The 16,901-nt window shown below is 72.7% G+C and carries 14 protein-coding genes; 9 read left to right on the forward strand and 5 right to left on the reverse strand.

Going from position 1 to position 16,901, the window contains the following annotated elements; translation table 11 throughout:
• Positions 1-24 precede the first annotated feature (24 nt).
• From AC2YHB_RS19455 to AC2YHB_RS19495, 9 genes are all read left to right on the forward strand, one after another.
• Positions 25-1,407: an NAD-dependent malic enzyme gene (locus AC2YHB_RS19455; RefSeq protein ID WP_242530656.1), complete on the forward strand. Its 1,383-nt coding sequence runs from the start codon at positions 25-27 to the stop codon at positions 1,405-1,407.
• Between the two features lie 14 nt (positions 1,408-1,421).
• Positions 1,422-3,020, forward strand: coding sequence for a malate synthase A (gene aceB, locus AC2YHB_RS19460; protein ID WP_179652225.1), 1,599 nt, complete (start codon positions 1,422-1,424; stop codon positions 3,018-3,020).
• Positions 3,017-4,270 (forward strand): DUF6986 family protein, encoded by a 1,254-nt coding sequence (locus AC2YHB_RS19465; RefSeq protein ID WP_179648993.1) that lies wholly within the window; start codon positions 3,017-3,019, stop codon positions 4,268-4,270. Before aceB ends, AC2YHB_RS19465 begins: the two co-directional genes overlap by 4 nt.
• Before the next feature lie 61 nt (positions 4,271-4,331).
• Entirely contained in the window at positions 4,332-4,799 is a 468-nt protein-coding gene (locus AC2YHB_RS19470) for a helix-turn-helix domain-containing protein (protein WP_036543408.1), read from the forward strand.
• A gap of 125 nt (positions 4,800-4,924) precedes the next feature.
• The gene (gene uraD / locus AC2YHB_RS19475; RefSeq protein WP_179648994.1) at positions 4,925-5,437 is read left to right on the forward strand and encodes a 2-oxo-4-hydroxy-4-carboxy-5-ureidoimidazoline decarboxylase; all 513 of its coding nucleotides are present in this window, start codon (positions 4,925-4,927) and stop codon (positions 5,435-5,437) included.
• On the forward strand, positions 5,434-5,772 hold the full coding sequence (uraH, locus tag AC2YHB_RS19480; protein ID WP_036543403.1) for a hydroxyisourate hydrolase: 339 nt from the start codon (positions 5,434-5,436) through the stop codon (positions 5,770-5,772). The genes uraD (AC2YHB_RS19475) and uraH overlap by 4 nt, the downstream gene beginning before the upstream one ends.
• Position 5,773: 1 nt before the next feature.
• Entirely contained in the window at positions 5,774-6,679 is a 906-nt protein-coding gene (gene pucL / locus AC2YHB_RS19485; protein ID WP_207008334.1) for a factor-independent urate hydroxylase, read from the forward strand.
• A 10-nt stretch (positions 6,680-6,689) separates the two neighbouring features.
• On the forward strand, positions 6,690-8,138 hold the full coding sequence (locus AC2YHB_RS19490; protein ID WP_487354496.1) for a nucleobase:cation symporter-2 family protein: 1,449 nt from the start codon (positions 6,690-6,692) through the stop codon (positions 8,136-8,138).
• Between the two features lie 21 nt (positions 8,139-8,159).
• Positions 8,160-8,885, forward strand: coding sequence for an IclR family transcriptional regulator (locus AC2YHB_RS19495; protein WP_051931958.1), 726 nt, complete (start codon positions 8,160-8,162; stop codon positions 8,883-8,885).
• Here the strand turns inward: AC2YHB_RS19495 and AC2YHB_RS19500 are convergent, their stop codons facing one another.
• Genes AC2YHB_RS19500 through uraD (AC2YHB_RS19520) form a run of 5 tightly spaced genes read right to left on the reverse strand, consistent with a single transcriptional unit; the run spans position 8,886 to position 16,843 of the window.
• On the reverse strand, positions 8,886-10,202 hold the full coding sequence (locus AC2YHB_RS19500; protein WP_487354497.1) for a guanine deaminase: 1,317 nt from the start codon (positions 10,200-10,202) through the stop codon (positions 8,886-8,888).
• Positions 10,199-11,047, reverse strand: a complete 849-nt coding sequence (xdhC, locus tag AC2YHB_RS19505) for a xanthine dehydrogenase accessory protein XdhC (protein WP_051931956.1) — start codon at positions 11,045-11,047, stop codon at positions 10,199-10,201. The genes AC2YHB_RS19500 and xdhC overlap by 4 nt, the downstream gene beginning before the upstream one ends.
• A 5-nt stretch (positions 11,048-11,052) precedes the next feature.
• Positions 11,053-13,443: a xanthine dehydrogenase molybdopterin binding subunit gene (gene xdhB, locus AC2YHB_RS19510; protein WP_487354498.1), complete on the reverse strand. Its 2,391-nt coding sequence runs from the start codon at positions 13,441-13,443 to the stop codon at positions 11,053-11,055.
• On the reverse strand, positions 13,440-14,906 hold the full coding sequence (locus tag AC2YHB_RS19515; RefSeq protein WP_179648999.1) for a xanthine dehydrogenase small subunit: 1,467 nt from the start codon (positions 14,904-14,906) through the stop codon (positions 13,440-13,442). The genes xdhB and AC2YHB_RS19515 overlap by 4 nt, the downstream gene beginning before the upstream one ends.
• Positions 14,903-16,843, reverse strand: coding sequence for a 2-oxo-4-hydroxy-4-carboxy-5-ureidoimidazoline decarboxylase (uraD, locus tag AC2YHB_RS19520; RefSeq protein ID WP_179649000.1), 1,941 nt, complete (start codon positions 16,841-16,843; stop codon positions 14,903-14,905). The genes AC2YHB_RS19515 and uraD (AC2YHB_RS19520) overlap by 4 nt, the downstream gene beginning before the upstream one ends.
• Between the last annotated feature and the right edge of the window lie 58 nt (positions 16,844-16,901).

Genomic DNA, 16,901 nt, shown 5'->3' on the forward strand with positions numbered 1-16,901 from the left:
AAGTAAGCATCCATGGAGAGGAAAATCGTGGCGACTCCGAGCCCCGGCTACGCCCTCACGGTCCGTGTCGAGACCCCGTCCTCCGCCGGTGCCACCGGCAGCCTCGTGGCGGCGGTCGCCGCTGCGGGCGGATCGGTGACCGCCCTCGACGTCGCGGAGTCCCACGCGGACACGCTCGTCGTCGACCTCACCTGCGACGTCGTCGACGTCGGCCACGGGGAGACGGTCACCGACGCGCTCGCCGCGGTCCCGGGCGTCACCGTGCGCAAGGTCAGCGACCGCACCTTCCTCATGCACCTCGGCGGCAAGCTCGAGGTCGTCCCGAAGGTCCCTCTCAAGCACCGCGACGACCTGTCCCGCGCCTACACGCCCGGCGTCGCGCGGATCTGCCGCGCCATCGCGGAGAACCCCGACGACCTGCGCCGGCTCACCATCAAGCGCAACACGGTCGCCGTCGTGACCGACGGCTCCGCCGTCCTCGGCCTCGGCAACATCGGCCCCGGCGCGGCCCTGCCGGTGATGGAGGGCAAGGCGGCGCTGTTCAAGCAGTTCGCCGACGTCGACGCCTGGCCGGTGTGCCTGGACACCCAGGACACCGAGGAGATCATCAGCATCGTCAAGGCGATCGCCGTGTCGTACGGCGGCGTCAACCTCGAGGACATCGCCGCACCGCGCTGCTTCGAGATCGAGCGGCGGCTCCGCGCCGAGCTCGACATCCCCGTCTTCCACGACGACCAGCACGGCACCGCGATCGTCGTCCTGGCCGCGCTGACCAACGCCCTGCGCGTCGTGCGCAAGGACCTCGGCAACGTGAAGATCGTGGTCAGCGGCGTGGGTGCCGCGGGCCACGCGATCATCAAGCTGCTGCTCGCCCAGGGCGCCAAGGACGTCGTCGCGTGCGACCGGCACGGTGCGGTGCACGGTGGCCGGGAGGGCCTCGACCCCGACCGTGCCTGGCTCGCGGCGAACACCAACCAGGCGGGCTTCACCGGCTCCCTCAAGGAGTCGCTAGCCGGTGCCGACGTGTTCATCGGCGTGTCCGCGCCCGACATCCTCGACGGCGACGACATCGCGACGATGGCCGCCGACGCCATCGTGTTCGCGCTCGCCAACCCGGACCCCGAGGTCGACCCGGCGGCGGCCGGCGAGCACGCGGCCATCGTCGCGACCGGCCGGTCCGACTACCCCAACCAGATCAACAACGTCCTTGCCTTCCCGGGGCTGTTCCGCGGGATGCTGGACGCGGGCGCGCACGAGATCACCGACGAGGTGATGCTCGCCGCGGCCCGGGCGATCGCCGACGCGGTGAATCCCGACGAGGTGAACGCCAGCTACATCGTGCCCTCGGTCTTCGACCCGGCGGTGGCGCCGGCCGTGGCCGCGGGGGTGCGGGAGGCCGCACGATGAACGCAACGAAGGAGATGGAACCCGTGGACATTCAGATCGCCGGTGACGAGGTCGAGCGCGGCGGGGAGATCCTGACGCCCGAGGCCCTCGCGTTCGTGGCGTCGCTGCAGCGGCAGTTCGGCGCCCGCCGCGACGAGCTGCTCGCCGCCCGCCGCGCGCGCCGCGAGGAGGTGGTCCGGACCGGTCGCCTCGACTTCCTGCCGGAGACCGCCGACGTGCGCGCCGGTGACTGGAAGGTCGCGCCCGCGCCGGCGGACCTGCAGGACCGCCGCGTCGAGATCACCGGCCCCACGGACCGGAAGATGACGATCAACGCCCTCAACTCGGGCGCCCGCGTGTGGCTCGCCGACATGGAGGACGCCAGCACCCCGCACTGGTCCAACGTGGTCGGCGGCCAGGTCAACCTGTACGACGCCATCCGCCGCCAGATCTCGTTCACCTCGCCCCAGGGCAAGACCTACGAGCTGAAGCAGGACCAGCGCCTGGCGACCATCCTGATGCGCCCGCGCGGCTGGCACTTCGACGAGCAGCACCTGCTCGTCGACGGAACCCCGGTCGTCGGCGCCCTGGTCGACTTCGGCCTCTACTTCTTCCACAACGCGGAGGAGCTGGTCGAGCGCGGCAGCGGGCCGTACTTCTACCTCCCGAAGATGGAGAGCCACCTCGAGGCGCGCCTCTGGAACGACGTCTTCACCTTCGCCCAGGCCGAGCTCGGCATCCCCCACGGCACCGTGCGCGCGACCGTGCTCATCGAGACCATCCCGGCCGCCTTCGAGATGGACGAGATCCTCTACGAGCTGCGCGACCACATCTCCGGGCTCAACGCCGGCCGCTGGGACTACCTCTTCAGCGTCATCAAGTACTTCCGCGACTCGGGCCCGTCGTTCGTGCTTCCCGACCGGGCGTCGGTGGGCATGACGTCGCCCTTCATGCGCGCCTACGCGCAGCTGCTCGTGAAGACCTGCCACCGCCGCAACGCGCACGCGATCGGCGGCATGGCGGCGTTCATCCCGAGCCGCAAGGACGAGGAGGTCAACGCCCGCGCCTTCGCGAAGGTCCGCGAGGACAAGGAGCGCGAGGCCGGCGACGGCTTCGACGGCTCGTGGGTCGCCCACCCCGACCTCGTGCCCGTGTGCCGCGAGGTCTTCGACGGCGTCCTCGGCGACCGGCCCAACCAGGTCGAGCGCCAGCGCGACGACGTCGAGGTGTCCGCCGACGACCTGCTCGACGTCGCCTCCACCCCCGGCTCGATCACGGCCGAGGGGCTGCGCGACAACGTCGAGGTCGCGCTCCTCTACCTCGAGGCGTGGCTGCGCGGCCTCGGCGCCGTCGGCATCCACAACCTGATGGAGGACGCCGCCACGGCCGAGATCTCGCGCTCGCAGATCTGGCAGTGGGTCCACAACGAGTCGAAGCTCGACGACGGCACCGTCGTCACCGCCGACCTCGTGCGGCAGGTGCTCGACGAGGAGATGGCCACGATCCTCGCCGGTGCCGACGGCACCGACCACCGCTTCGCCGACGCGCGGCGGATCTTCGAGGAGGTCGCTCTCGCCGACGAGTACGTCGACTTCCTCACCCTCCCCGCGTACGACGCCGTGGTGGCCTCATGAGCCACCTCGACGACCTGGTGACGCAGCTCGACGGCTCGCTCGCGGACGCCGACGCCGCCCTCGCCGCGGGCTACCCCGGTGACCGCGGCGTGCGCCAGCCGGTGCACACCGTCTACGTCCCCGGCGATCGCTACGGCGCGAACACCGTGGCCGAGTGGTCCGAGGACGCCCGCAGCGTGCTGGCCCTCCACGGCCGCTCGGCGATCGAGGTGGCCGAGGCGCTCGACCTGCGCCCCAGCCTGGCCGCCGAGGTCTACGACCGGGTCACCGCGAAGCTCGAGGCCGAGCCGATCGAGGACCTGCGCATCGACTTCGAGGACGGCTACGGCGTCCGGCCCGACGCCGACGAGGACGCCGCGGTGCTCGCCGCCGCGCGGGTGCTCGCCGCGACCGTCCGCGACGGCAGCGCGCCGCCCTTCCACGGCGTGCGGATCAAGTCGTTCGAGGCGCCCACCCGCCACCGCGGGCTGCGCACCCTCGACCTCTTCCTCGGCGAGCTCGCCCGGGAGGGCGGGATCACCGACGGCTTCGTGATCACGCTGCCGAAGGTCACCTCCGTCGAGCAGGTCACCGCCATGGTCACCGCCCTCGAGACGCTCGAGGCCGCGCACGACATCCCCGCAGGCAGCCTCTCCTTCGAGATCCAGGTCGAGACGCCGCAGGCGATCCTCGGGCCCGACGGCACCGCCCTCGTCGCCCGCATGATCACCGCCGGCGGCGGGCGGGTCACCGGGCTGCACTACGGGACCTACGACTACTCGGCCTCGCTCGGCGTGGCTGCGGCGTACCAGTCGATGGAGCACCCGGTCGCCGACCACGCCAAGGACGTCATGCAGGTCGCGGCCGCCGGGACGGGCGTCTTCGTGTCCGACGGCTCGACCAACGTGCTGCCCGTCGGCGACCGCGAGGCCGTCCGCGCCGCCTGGCAGCTGCACCTGCGGCTGGTGCGCCGGTCGCTCGCCCGCGGGATCTACCAGGGCTGGGACCTCCACCCGGCCCAGCTCCCCAGCCGATACGTCGCGACGTACTCCTTCTTCCGGGAGGGGCTCGAGAGCGCGGCCGCGCGCCTGCGGGCCTACGTCCACGGTGGCCAGTCCAGCTATCTCGACGAGCCGGCCACGGCCGCGGCGCTGGCCGCCTTCGTCCTGCGCGGCGTCGAGTGCGGCGCGGTCACCGTCGAGGAGGTCGACAAGCTCGCCGGCGTCGACCAGCGCAAGCTGGCCGAGCTGGCCCGGCGTCCCGTCGCCTGACCCGACGGCTGTTCCTGCGCGCGTGGCGGCGGGCTCTGCCCGCCGTGGGTAGCCTGCCGCCATGCGCGTCGAAGCCGAGTTCACCACCGAGCCCTTCAAGGGCGAGGGCGAGCCGCCCGAGCACGCGACCGCCGCGCTCGAGGCGGCCCGCGAGGCCGGGCTGGAGTGCGAGTTCGGCCCACTCGGCACGTCCGTGCGCGGCGAGCGCGACGCCGTCCTGGCGACCCTCGCCGCCATCGCCGCCGCCGGCCTCGACCACGGCGCCGACCAGATCACCTTCCAGGTCCGCCTCGAGGGCCGGGCCGCCCCCCGTCGTACCGCCTCCGGCCTCGACGCCCTCCTCGCCGACGTCGCCGACGAGCTCGGCGGCGACCTGCGCACCCTCGACCGCCCCGCCAAGCAGCGCGCCGTGCGGGTGCTCGAGGAACGCGGTGCGTTCGAGTTCCGCAAGAGCGCCGAGATCGTGGCCGAGGCCCTCGGCGTCACCCGGTTCACCGTCTACAACTACCTGAACCGCGAGCGCGACTGACGCTCCCGTCGCGGTCATGCGATCGCAACAAGAAGTTTTCAACAAACTGTTGACGTGACCCGGGTCACAATGTCACGCTCCTCGCATACGGAATCACTTTTCCGCACAGCGAGAGAGCAGGGGACATGGACCTCGAACTGTTCAACACCGCACCGACGGACGTCGTCCGGCCCGCGCTGCAGGCCTGCTGCGACGTGCCGAGCTGGGTCGAGGCCGTCCTCACGGCCCGTCCGTACGACGACCGGGCGGCGGTCCTGCGCACGGCTGACGAGGCCGCGCGGCGGTTCACCCCGGCCGACGTCGAGCGGGCCCTGGCCGCCCACCCGCGCATCGGCGAGCGCGCCGAGGGGGAGCACGCCGAGGCCGCGTGGTCGCGCCGCGAGCAGGCCGGTGTCAGCACCGTCGACGCCACCGCGCAGGCCCTCGCCGAGGGCAACCGCACCTACGAGGAGCGCTTCGGCCGGGTCTTCCTGATCTGCGCGTCCGGCCTCTCCGCCGACCGGGTCCTCGCCTCGCTGCGCGAGCGCCTCGACAACGACCCGGCCACCGAGGCGGCCGTCGTCGCCGACGAGCTGCGCAAGATCGCGCTGCTGCGCCTGGAGCGGGTCCTCACCGCCGACGAGGAGATCTCCGCATGAGCCACCGCAGCGCCATCACCACCCACGTCCTCGACACCGCGCTCGGCCGCCCGGCCGCCGGTGTCCCGGTCCGGCTCAGCCGGATCGACGACGAACCTGCCGTCCTCGCCGAGGCCACCACCGACGACGACGGCCGGGTGGCCGAGCTGGGACCCGACCAGGTCCCCGCCGGCACCTACCAGCTCCGGTTCGACACCGCCGCCTACTGCGCGGCGTCCGGTCAGGAGTGCTTCTACCCCGAGGTGACCGTCACCTTCGCCGTCACCGACCAGCGCCACCACCACGTGCCGCTCCTGCTGAGCCCGTTCGCCTACTCCACCTACCGAGGGAGCTGACATGCCCATCCGACTTGGACCGAACCAGTACGGCAAGGCCGAGAACCGCGTCGTCCGGATCGTCCGCGACACGCCCCGCCACCAGATCCGCGACCTGAACGTCTCGACCGCGCTCCGCGGCCGCTTCGAGGACGCCCACACCACCGGCGACCAGAAGGACGTCCTGCCGACCGACACGCAGAAGAACACCGTCTTCGCCTACGCCAAGAAGATCGGCGTCGCGTCGATCGAGGAGTTCGCCCTCGCCCTCGCCGACCGCTACCTGGAGGCCTGCCCGGCCGCCGACGGCGCCCGCGTCGAGGTCGACGAGTACGCCTGGGACCGCATCCAGGTCGACGGCACCGGCCACGACCACTCGTTCGTCCGCTCGGGAGGCGGCGTACGCACCACCGTGGTCAACGTCGACGGCCGCGGCGCCGACCGGGTCGCCCACGTCGTGTCAGGCATCAAGGACCTCGTCGTCCTCAAGTCGACCGGCTCGGAGTTCCACGGCTTCCTCAAGGACGAGTACACGACCCTGCAGGAGACCACCGACCGGATCCTGGCGACCTCGCTCGTCGCCCGCTGGCGCTACGACGGCACGTCGGTCGACTGGGACAAGGCCTACGACTCCATCCGCGCCCTGCTGCTGCAGCGGTTCGCGGAGATCCACAGCCTGGCGCTGCAGCAGACCCTGTACGGCATGGGCACCGCGGTGCTCGAGCAGCACCCGGACGTCGCGGAGATCAAGTTCTCCGCACCCAACAAGCACCACTTCCTCTCCGACCTCTCGCCGTTCGGGCTCGACAACCCGGGCGAGGTCTTCTTCGCCGCCGACCGTCCCTACGGCCTGATCGAGGCGTCCGTCGTCCGCGACGAGGCACCCGACGCAGGGAACGCCTGGCACGCGATCCCGGGATTCTGCTGAGGAGGCGGCCATGCTCGGACTGCGACTCGGGCGCAGGAAGAAGGACGGCACGCCGGTCTCCACCCGGCCGGAGGACGAGCGGCACCCGCCCGCGCAGCTCCTCGCTTACGGCACGCAGCACATCCTGACGATGTACGGCGGCGTGATCGCGCCCCCGCTCATCGTCGGCGGCGCCGCGGGCCTGTCGGGCACGGACCTGGCGCTGCTGGTCACGGCGGGCCTGTTCGTCTCGGGCCTCGCGACGCTGCTGCAGACCCTGGGCCTGGGCCCGTTCGGCAGCCGGCTGCCCATCGTGCAGGGCATCTCGTTCGCCAGCGTGTCGACGATGGTCACGATCGCCAGCGAGGACGGGCTGCGGCCGGTCTTCGGCGCGATCATCGTCGCCGGCGTGATCGGGCTGGTGCTGTCCTCGTTCTTCGCCCAGCTGGTGCGGCTGTTCCCCGCGGTCGTCACCGGCACGATCATCACGGTCATCGGCCTGTCGCTGATGCCGGTGGCGTTCCGCTGGGCGATGGGCAACAACGACAAGGCGCCGGACTTCGGCTCGATGGCCAACATCGGGTACGCCGGCCTGACGCTCCTCATCATCCTGGTGATCAGCCGGGTGTTCCAAGGGGCGATCTCGCGCCTGTCGATCCTCATCGGGCTCGTCGTCGGCACGGTCATCGCGGCCCTCGCCGGCAAGGCCGACTTCTCGTCGGTCGGCGACGCCGACCCGGTCGCGCTGCCGCCGGTGCTGCACTTCGGCAGCCCCACGTTCGAGATCGGCGCCATCGTCTCGATGACCATCGTGATCCTCGTGATCATGACCGAGACGACGGCCGACATCCTCGCGATCGGTGAGATCGTCGAGACCGACGTCGACGCGAAGCGCGTCGCCGGCGGCCTGCGCGCGGACATGGCGGCCACGACGGTCGCGCCGCTGTTCGGCACCTTCCCGTGCAGCGCCTTCGCGCAGAATGTCGGCCTGGTCGCCCTCACCGGCGTCCGCAGCCGCTTCGTCGTCGCCACGGGCGGCCTCGTGCTCCTGCTGCTCGGCCTGCTGCCGGTGGTCGGCGCGGTCGTCGCCGCGATCCCGTACCCCGTCCTCGGTGGCGCCGGCATCGTGCTCTTCGGCTCGGTCGCCGCCAGCGGCATCCGCACCCTGTCGCGGGTGGACTACCAGGACAACCTCAACATGGTGATCGTCTCGGTGGCGATCGCGGTCGGCATCATCCCGATCGCGGCGCCGACCTTCTGGGACGAGTTCCCCGAGTCGTTCGGCGTGATCATGCACTCCGGCATCAGCGCGACCGCCCTGGTCGCCGTCGTGCTCAACGTGCTCTTCAACGAGATCACGGTCGGCAACCGGTCCGGCGCCTCGGTGTTCGCCGCGTCCGAGGACCGGCGCGACAGCTTCGGCGCCCGGCTCGACGACGACATCGCCCGGCACGACGACACCGCGAAGCACCAGGTCTAGGCCCCGGGTTCAGGAGAGTCGATGGACACCACGCAGCGCCCGCTCCAGTCACTGGGGCGGGCGCTCGGCCTTCTCGAGCACGTCGCCGACGCCGGCGAGCCGATCGGGCTGAGCGACCTCGCCGCCGCCTGCGGCACCCCGGTCTCGACGGCGCACCGGATGGTGCGCTCGCTCGTCGCCTCCGGCTACCTCCACCAGGACCACGACCGCCGCTACCGGCTCGGGCCCCGCCTGGTCGCCCTCGGCGGCCTCGCGCTGCACCCCGTCGGCCCGGCGCTGACGCCGTGGCTGCAGCGCCTCGAGCGCGCGACCGGCGAGACCGCCAGCGCCGCCACCCTGTGCGGCGACGCGGTCCTCTACGTCGCCCAGGTCCAGTCCGCCCACCCGATGCGCACGTCCACGACGCCGCACCACCGCACGATGGCCCACTGCTCGGCGGTGGGGAAGGCGATGCTCGCGCAGCTGGCCGACGACACGGTCGTGGAGCTGGTCCGTCGTACCGGACTCCCGCGACGCACCAACCACACCGTCGGCACCGTCGACGAGCTGATCACCGACCTCGAGGGCGTCCGCAGCCGCGGGTTCGCCCTGGACGACGAGGAGGACGAGTACGCCGCCCGCTGCGTCGCGGTGCCCGTGCTGTCCGCCCCCTTCCCGCTGGCCGTGTCCGTGTCCGGGCCGACGACGCGGGTCGTGCGGGAGCGGGTGCCGGAGATCGCGGAGGAACTGCTGCGCGTGGTGCGCTGATCAGACCACGCGCAGCGCCGACGCGGCGTCGCGCGTCTCGCCCGAGACCAGCGCCCCGTCGATCCACACGCCCCGCACGTCCGCCGGCGTGCCGAGCGCGAACACTCGCGCCAGCGCGTCCTCCGACGAGGCGGCGTGGGCGAGGCCGACGTCGAGCGGCGTGCCCTCGGCGGGCTGCACCCACTGGGCGTCGAAGCGGCGGCCGACGGAGAAGTCGCCCACCTGGTCGGCCAGGCCGAGCGCGTCGGCGCCGGCGGCAGTGGCGAGGTGGAGCAGGTGGGCGGGCGCCAGCGCCACACCGCGCTCGCCGAGGAGCTGCTGCACGAAGTACGCCTGCAGGCCCTCCTTCAGCAGCGAGAAGCCGGTGCCGGCGCCGACGTCGGAGCCGAGCGCGACCCGCACGCCGTGCGCGCGGTGCCGGGCGAGCGGGAAGAGCCCGCTGCCGAGGGCGGCGTTGCTCGTCGGGCAGTGCGCGACGGCGGCGCCGCGCTCGCCGAGCAGCGCGAGGTCGGGGTCCGTCGGGTGCACGTCGTGGGCGAGCACCGTGCCGCGACCGACCAGTCCGTGCCGGTCGTACGACGCCACGTAGTCGCAGCCGTGGAGGTCGCGGACGGTCTCGATCTCGCGGACGTTCTCGTTGACGTGCGAGGTGAGCATCGCGCCGGGCGCGGCGGCGAGCGCGTCGGCACAGGCGGCGAGCAGCTCGTCGGTGCAGGAGAGGGAGAACCGCGGCGTCACGGCGTAGCGGGCACGCCCCGTGCCGTGCCAGCGCCTCGCGAGCGCGACCGACTCCTCGAGGGCACGCTCCGGTGAGGTCAGCAGGTCCTCGCGCAGCAGCCGGTCGCTGACGACCAGGCCGCTGGTGATCCGCAGGCCGACCCGTGCGGCCTCGGTGAAGACCGCGTCGACCGCGCCGGCGAAGTGGCTGCCGAAGACGAGCGCGGTGGTGGTGCCCGCGCCGACCAGCCCGCGGACGAAGTCCGTCGCGACGCCGGCGGCGTACGACGTGTCGGCGAGCCTGGCCTCCTCGGGCAGGGCGCACTGCTCGAGCCAGTCGAGCAGCGGCATGCCGAGGCCGCCGATCACGCGCACCTGCGGGAAGTGCACGTGCGTGTCGACGAAGCCGGGCAGCACGACGCCACCGAACAGGTCGACGACCTCCTCGTCGCGGTGCCGGGCGCGGACCTCGGCGAAGGCGCCGCGGGTGACGATCACCCCGTCGTGGACGACGATCGCGCCGTCGTCCTCGGCGCGCAGCGCGCCGCCGGCGAAGGGGTCGGCGGGGGTGTCGAGGAAGGTTCCCCGGAAGAGCGTCACTGGGTCACCTCGGGTCGGGTGGCGGAAGTTCGGGTGGAGGGGGTGGCCTCGCGCGCGAACGCCTGCAGCAGCCAGGCCGCGACGCTGACCGCGATCGTGGCCGGCTCCTTGCCGGGCAGGTCGGGCAGGCCGATGGGGGTGGTGATGCGGGCGATCGCCTCGGGGGAGTGGCCCTCGTCGGCGAGCTTGGCCTTGAAGCGGGTCCACTTCGCGCTCGACCCGATCAGCCCGATCGTGGCGAGGTGGCTCGACCGGATCGCCGCGTCGCACAGGGCGGCGTCCTCGGCGTGGTCGTGGGTCATGACCAGGACGTGCGTGCCCGCGGGCAGCTCGCCGACGACGAGCTCGGGCAGCACCGGCACCCGGTGCACGTGAACCCCGGCCACGGCGTCGTCGAGGGCGCGCAGCTGGGCGGGCTCGAGCTGGTCGGCGCGGGAGTCGACGAGGTGGAGCTCGATGTCGTGGCGCGCGAGGATGCGTGCCAGCTCGAGGCCGACGTGGCCCATGCCGAAGATCGCGACGGAGGGTACGACGGGCAGCGGCTCCAGCAGCAGCTCGACCTCGCCGCCGCAGCACTGCACGCCGTGCTGGTAGGGGGCCTTGTCGGAGAGCGAGCACTCGACGCTCTCCGGTGTCGTCGCGCCCGAGGCGAGCATCGCGCGGGCGCGCTCGATGGCGACGGCCTCGAGGTTGCCCCCGCCGACACTGGCCCAGGTGCGGTCGGCCGCGACGACCATCTTGGCGCCGGCCTCTCGCGGCGAGTGGCCGCGCACGGACGTGAGCGTGACCAGGACGCCGGGCACCCGCTGCTCGCGCAGCCGCTGCACCGCCTTGAGCCACTCCATCTCCGTCACCTCCCGCCGGCGAGCACCGGCTCGGCGGTGCCGGTGTCGGTGCCGGGCTCGGGCGTGGCCGGCGTACGGGCGCGCTCGATCGCCCAGAAGACCGCTTCGGGCGTGGCGGGGCTGGCGAGCTCGACGCTCGTGCCGGCCGGGCCGAAGGCGGCCGCGGCCTCGCGCAGCGCCTCGCGGACCGAGAAGGCGAGCATGAGCGGCGGCTCGCCGACGGCCTTCGAGCCGTAGACCGCACCCTCCTCGTGGGCCTTCTCCAGCAGGGTCACCCGGAAGACCTCGGGCATCTCGGAGAAGCTCGGCAGCTTGTAGGTGCTCGCCGCCTGCGTCGCCAGCCGGCCACGGTTCGGACCGTCGGAGGCGTCCCAGCGCAGGTCCTCCAGGGTCAGCCACCCGGCGCCCTGCACGAAGCCGCCCTCGATCTGGCCGATGTCGATGAGCGGGCTGAGGCTGTCGCCGACGTCGTGCACGATGTCGACGCGGCGCAGCGTGTAGGCGCCGGTGAACCCGCTGACCTCGACCTCGGCGGCGGCGACGCCGTAGGCGAAGTACTTGAACGGCTCGCCGCGCATGCTGGCGGCGTCCCAGTGCAGGCCCTCGGTCCGGTAGAAGCCGGCCGCCCAGAGCTGGACGCGCTGGTGGTAGGCCGTGTTGACCAGCTCGTCCCAGCCGATCGAGCCGGACGCGACGGAGATGCCGCGCACGGTGCCGGCCTCGAAGCGCACGTCGTTGGGGCTGATCCCGAGCCGGCCGCCGGCGACCTGCGCCAGCCGCTCGCGGATCTGCTCGCAGGCGTTCTTGATCGCGGCGCCGTTGAGGTCGGCCCCCGAGCTGGCCGCGGTCGCCGACGTGTTCGGCACCTTGTCGGTGCGCGTCGGCGCGAGCCGCACCCGCTCCAGCGGCACGCCCAGCGTGGTCGCGGCGACCTGCAGCATCTTGGTGTGCAGGCCCTGGCCCATCTCGGTGCCGCCGTGGTTGATGAGCACCGAGCCGTCCTTGTAGACGTGCACGAGCGCGCCGGCCTGGTTGAAGGCGGTGAGGTTGAACGAGATGCCGAACTTCACCGGCGTCATCGCCAGACCCCGCTTGGAATGGGGGTTCTGACGGTTGAACTCCGCGATCTCGGTACGACGCCGGGCGACCTCGCCCGACTCCGCGACCTGGTCCCAGCACGCCTCGAGCCGGTCCGCGTGGCGCACCGGCTGGCCGTAGGGCGTGGTGTGGTGGGACCGGTAGAAGTTGCGCCGCCGCAGCTCGATCGGGTCGATCCCCAGCAGGGGCGCGCAGCGGCCGAGCAGGTCCTCCATGACGAGCATCCCCTGCGGGCCGCCGAAGCCGCGGAACGCGGTCTGCGAGGTCTTGTGGGTCCGCGCGATCCGGCCGTCGACCCGCACGTTCGGGACCCAGTAGGCGTTGTCGATGTGGCACAGCGCCCGCGCCAGGACGGGCTCCGACAGGTCGAGGCTCCAGCCGCCGTCGGCGGTCAGGGTGGCCTCGAGCGCGACGAGCAGGCCGTCGGCGTCGAAGCCGACCCGCCACGTGCTGTGGAAGCCGTGCCGCTTGCCGGACATGGTCATGTCCTGGGTGCGGTTGAGGCGCAGCCGCACCGGCCGGCCGGTCAGTGTGGCGCCGAGCGCGGCGATGGCGGCGTACCCGTGGGGCTGCATCTCCTTGCCGCCGAACGCGCCACCCATCCGCAGGCACTGCACGGTGACGGCGTGGCTCGGCAGGCCGAGCACGTGGGCGACGATCTCCTGGGTCTCCGAGGGGTGCTGGGTGCTGCTGTGCACGAGCACCTGCCCACCCTCGTCGACGAGGGCGAGGGAGACGTGGGTCTCGAGGTAGAAGTGCTCCTGGCCGGCGAACTCGAACTCGCCCTCGAACACGTGGGCCGCGTCGTCGAGCGCCCCCGTCACGTCGCCGCGCTCGAGGTGCGGGCGGGCTCCCTGGAAGCTCTCGGCCGCGATCGCCTCCGGCACCGTCACCAGCGACGGCAGCGGCTCGTAGTCGACCTCGACCGCGGCGGCGCCCAGCCGGGCGGCCTCCTGCGTCTCCCCGAGCACCCAGCAGACCGCGTGGCCGTGGAACATCACCTCGGTCGGGAACAACGGCTCGTCGTGCTTCACGCCGGCGTCGTTGACACCGGGCACGTCCGCGGCCGTCAGCACGCGCACGACGCCCGGGACGTCGTACGCCGGCTCGGGGCGCAGTCCGGTCACCAGGGCGTGCGCGTGCGGGGCCTGGACGGGCCAGGCGTGCAGTGCGCCCGCGGTGCGGCCGACGAGGTCGTCGGTGTAGAGCGCCTCGCCGGTCACGTGCAGGGCGGCGCTCTCGTGGGGGAGCGGGATCCCGACGACGGGGTTCTCGGGACGCTCGGACAGGTGGCTCATGCCGGCACCTCCTCGCGGTCGGCGTGGTCGTGGAAGAGGCGCAGCAGCGACTGGCCCAGCATCGCCGAGCGGTACGCCGCACTCGCGCGGTGGTCGTCCATCGGCGTCCCCTCCCCGGCGAGCACGGCCGCGGCGCGGCGCACCGTGTCCTCGGACCACGGCCGGCCCACGAGGGCGTCCTCGGTCGCGACGGCACGCAGGGGGGTCGCCGCGACGCCGCCGAGCCCGATCCGGGCGCGGACCACGGTGCCGCCGGTGACGTCGAGCGCGTAGCCGACGGCGACGCTGGAGATGTCGTCGAAGCGGCGCTTGGCGATCTTGTGGAAGCCGGTGACGGGCGCGAGCGGGAGGGGGAGGCGGACCGCGCGGATCAGCTCGTCGTCGGCGCGGACGCTCTGGCGGTAGCCGGTGAAGTAGTCGGCGAGGGCGACGACCCGCTCCCCGCGCGGGGAGGCGAGCACGACGTCGGCGTCGAGGGCGAGCAGGGCGGGCGGGGTGTCGCCGATGGGGGAGCCGGTGCCGATGTTGCCGCCGATGGTCGCGCTGTTGCGGATCAGGCGGGACGCGAACTGCGGGAACACCTCGGCCAGCAGCGGGACCCGGCCGTCGAGGCGGCGCTCGATCTCGGTCAGCGTCAGCGCGGCGCCGATCTCTACGTGGTCCTCGGCGAGGGTGAGCCCACGGAGCTCGGGGAGCCGGTCGACCGCGACCACCAGCGGTGCGCGGACGCCGCGGATGTTGACCTCGACGCCCCAGTCGGTGGAGCCGGCGACGACCTGCGCCTCGGGCCGCTCGACCAGCAGGTCGAGCGCCTCGGCCAGGGTCTCCGGCCGGACGAACTCGGCACCGCCGACGGCGATCCGGGTCGGTCGCGGTGCCGGCGGCGCCTCGGCCTGGCGGGCCGCGAAGGCGTCGCCGGGCTCGGGCGAGCCGAGCGCGAAGGCCGCGTCGCGGATGGGTCGGTAGCCGGTGCAGCGGCACAGGTTGCCGCTCAGCGCGTGCAGGTCCACGCCGTTGGGGCCGTGCTCGTGGTCGCAGGCGCCGTCGCCCGTACGGGTCGGGCGGTAGAACTCCGCGGCCAGGCTGCACACGAAGCCGGGCGTGCAGTAGCCGCACTGCGAGCCGCCGCGCACGGCCAGCTCCCGCTGGACGGGGTGCAGCTCGCTGCTGGTGCCGAGGCCCTCGCTGGTGACGACCTCCTGGCCGTCGAGCGCGGCCACCGGCACGAGGCACGCGTTGACCGCGGTCCACTCGGTGGCGGCACCGGACTCCGGGTCGGTGCCCGGCCGGGCGACGAGCACCGAGCAGGCGCCGCACTCGCCCTCCGCGCAGCCCTCCTTCGCGCCGGTGAGGCCGCGGCCGCGCAGCCAGTCGAGCGTCGTGGTGTGGGCGGCGATGCCGTCGAGCGGCACCTCGTCGCCGTTGACGGTGATGCTCGCCGTACACGGGATGGGCTGGCTCATCGCTGGCTGCTCCAGGGGGTGCGGGTGCGTGCGCTGTGGATCGGGTTGGCCTCGCGGAGGAAGTCGTCGAAGCGGTGGCCGGCGATCTTGGCGATCTCGATCAGGGCCGCGGCGTGCTCCTGCCGCTCACAGTTTCCCAGCCGCTCGCGGCCTTCGGCGAGGATTCGGTCGAGAGAGCTCGCGTCGCGCACCGAGATCACCAGCGGGAAGCCGAAGCGCTCGCGGTAGGCGTCGGTGAGGGAGGTCAGCGCCTCCTGGTCCGGCTCGGCCAGGTGGGTGAGGCCCCGCGAGGACTGGTCGCGCAGCGACTCCTCGCCCACGATCCCCTCCGACACCAGCCGCGAGCCGAGCTCGGGGTAGGCCTCGATCAGCTCGCGCTGCTCCTCCGGCGAGCCGCTGAACAGGGCCTCCTGGAAGGCGCGGCGCAGCGCGTGGGTGTCGGCGAAGGGGCGCTGGTCCCAGGCCCGCTCGACCATCCAGCGCGGGCCCTGGAAGAGGCCGGCGAAGGTCTCGACGAACTCGGCGCGGCCCATCTCGTTGACCTGGTCGAGGCGGATCGTGTCGCCGGGCATCCCGGCCACGGCGGGGCCGAAGTCCTTGCCGACGTGGTGGAAGACGATGTTGAGCACGATCGCGGTGAGGCTGCCGAGGGTGATGCCGCTGCCGAAGATGATCTCGGCCCAGTCCGGGACGGCCTGGGAGACCTGGGGCTGCGCGGTGACGTACATCGCGAGGCCGACGCTGGTGGCGACGATGACGACATTGCGGTGGTCGTGGAAGTCGACCTTCGTCAGCGTCTGGAAGCCGACGACGGCCACGGTGGCGAACATGGCGAGCGCGGCGCCGCCCAGCACCGGGTGCGGGATGCCGGCGACGATGGCGCCGGCCTTCGGCAGCAGGCCGAGCAGGACCATGATCAGGCCGGCCGTCGCGACGACCCAGCGGCTCTTGACCTGGGTGAGCCGGACCAGGCCGACGTTCTCGGCGAAGCAGGTGTAGGGGAAGGAGTTCAGGGTGCCGCCGAGCGTGGTGGCGAGGCCGTCGGCGCGCAGGGCGCGGGCGATGTCCTCGCGGCCGACCCGCTTCTCGACGATCTCACCGGTCGCGAACACGTCGCCGGTGGTCTCGACCGCCGTGATCAGCATGACCACGATCATCGAGACGATGGCGGCGAAGGAGAACTGCGGCCAGCCGAAGTGGAAGGGCGTCGTCACGCCGACCCAGCCGGAGTCACTGACCGCGCCGAAGTGCGCGTCGCCCAGCGCCCAGGCCACGAGGGTGCCGACGACCAGGCCGACGAGCACCGCGACGGTGGCCATGAAGCCCTTGAACACGCGCTGGATCACGACGATCAGCGCGAGGGTGCCGAGCGCGTAGGCCATGTTGCGACCGCTGGTCGGGTCGGACGTCGGGCCGGCGCCGCCGGTGGCGTCCGCGGCCGCGACGGGCAGCAGCGCGATGCCGATGATGGTGATCACCGAGCCGGTGACGACCGGCGGGAAGAACCGGATCAGGCGGCTGAAGAAGGGCGCGATGAAGAAGGTCGCGAGGCCGGCCACGATGACGGCGCCGTAGATCACGAGCAGGCCGTCGGTGCCGCCGCCGGCGGCGAGGCCGATCGCGATCATCGGTGACACGGCCGTGAACGTGACGCCCTGGAGCAGCGGCAGCCGGACCCCCACCTTCCAGAAGCCGACCGACTGGATGATCGAGGCGATACCGCACGTGAAGAGGTCGGCGTTGATGAGGTGGACCAGCTGGTCCGTGCTGAGCCCGATCGAGTTCGCGAGCAGGATCGGCACGATCACCGCGCCGGCGTAGAACGCGAGCACGTGCTGCATGCCGTAGACCGCGAGCCTGCCCGCGGGGAGCACCTCGTCGACCGGGTGGACGGCGGCTCGACCCGGCTGGGGAGCCTTCTTCTTCGACACCTTCATGGCCTCAGACCTTTCTCGGGGCGCACGGGGGCGGGCCCTCACCGTGATCCGCGACACA

Source organism: Nocardioides sp. SRI_004, assembly GCF_057586415.1.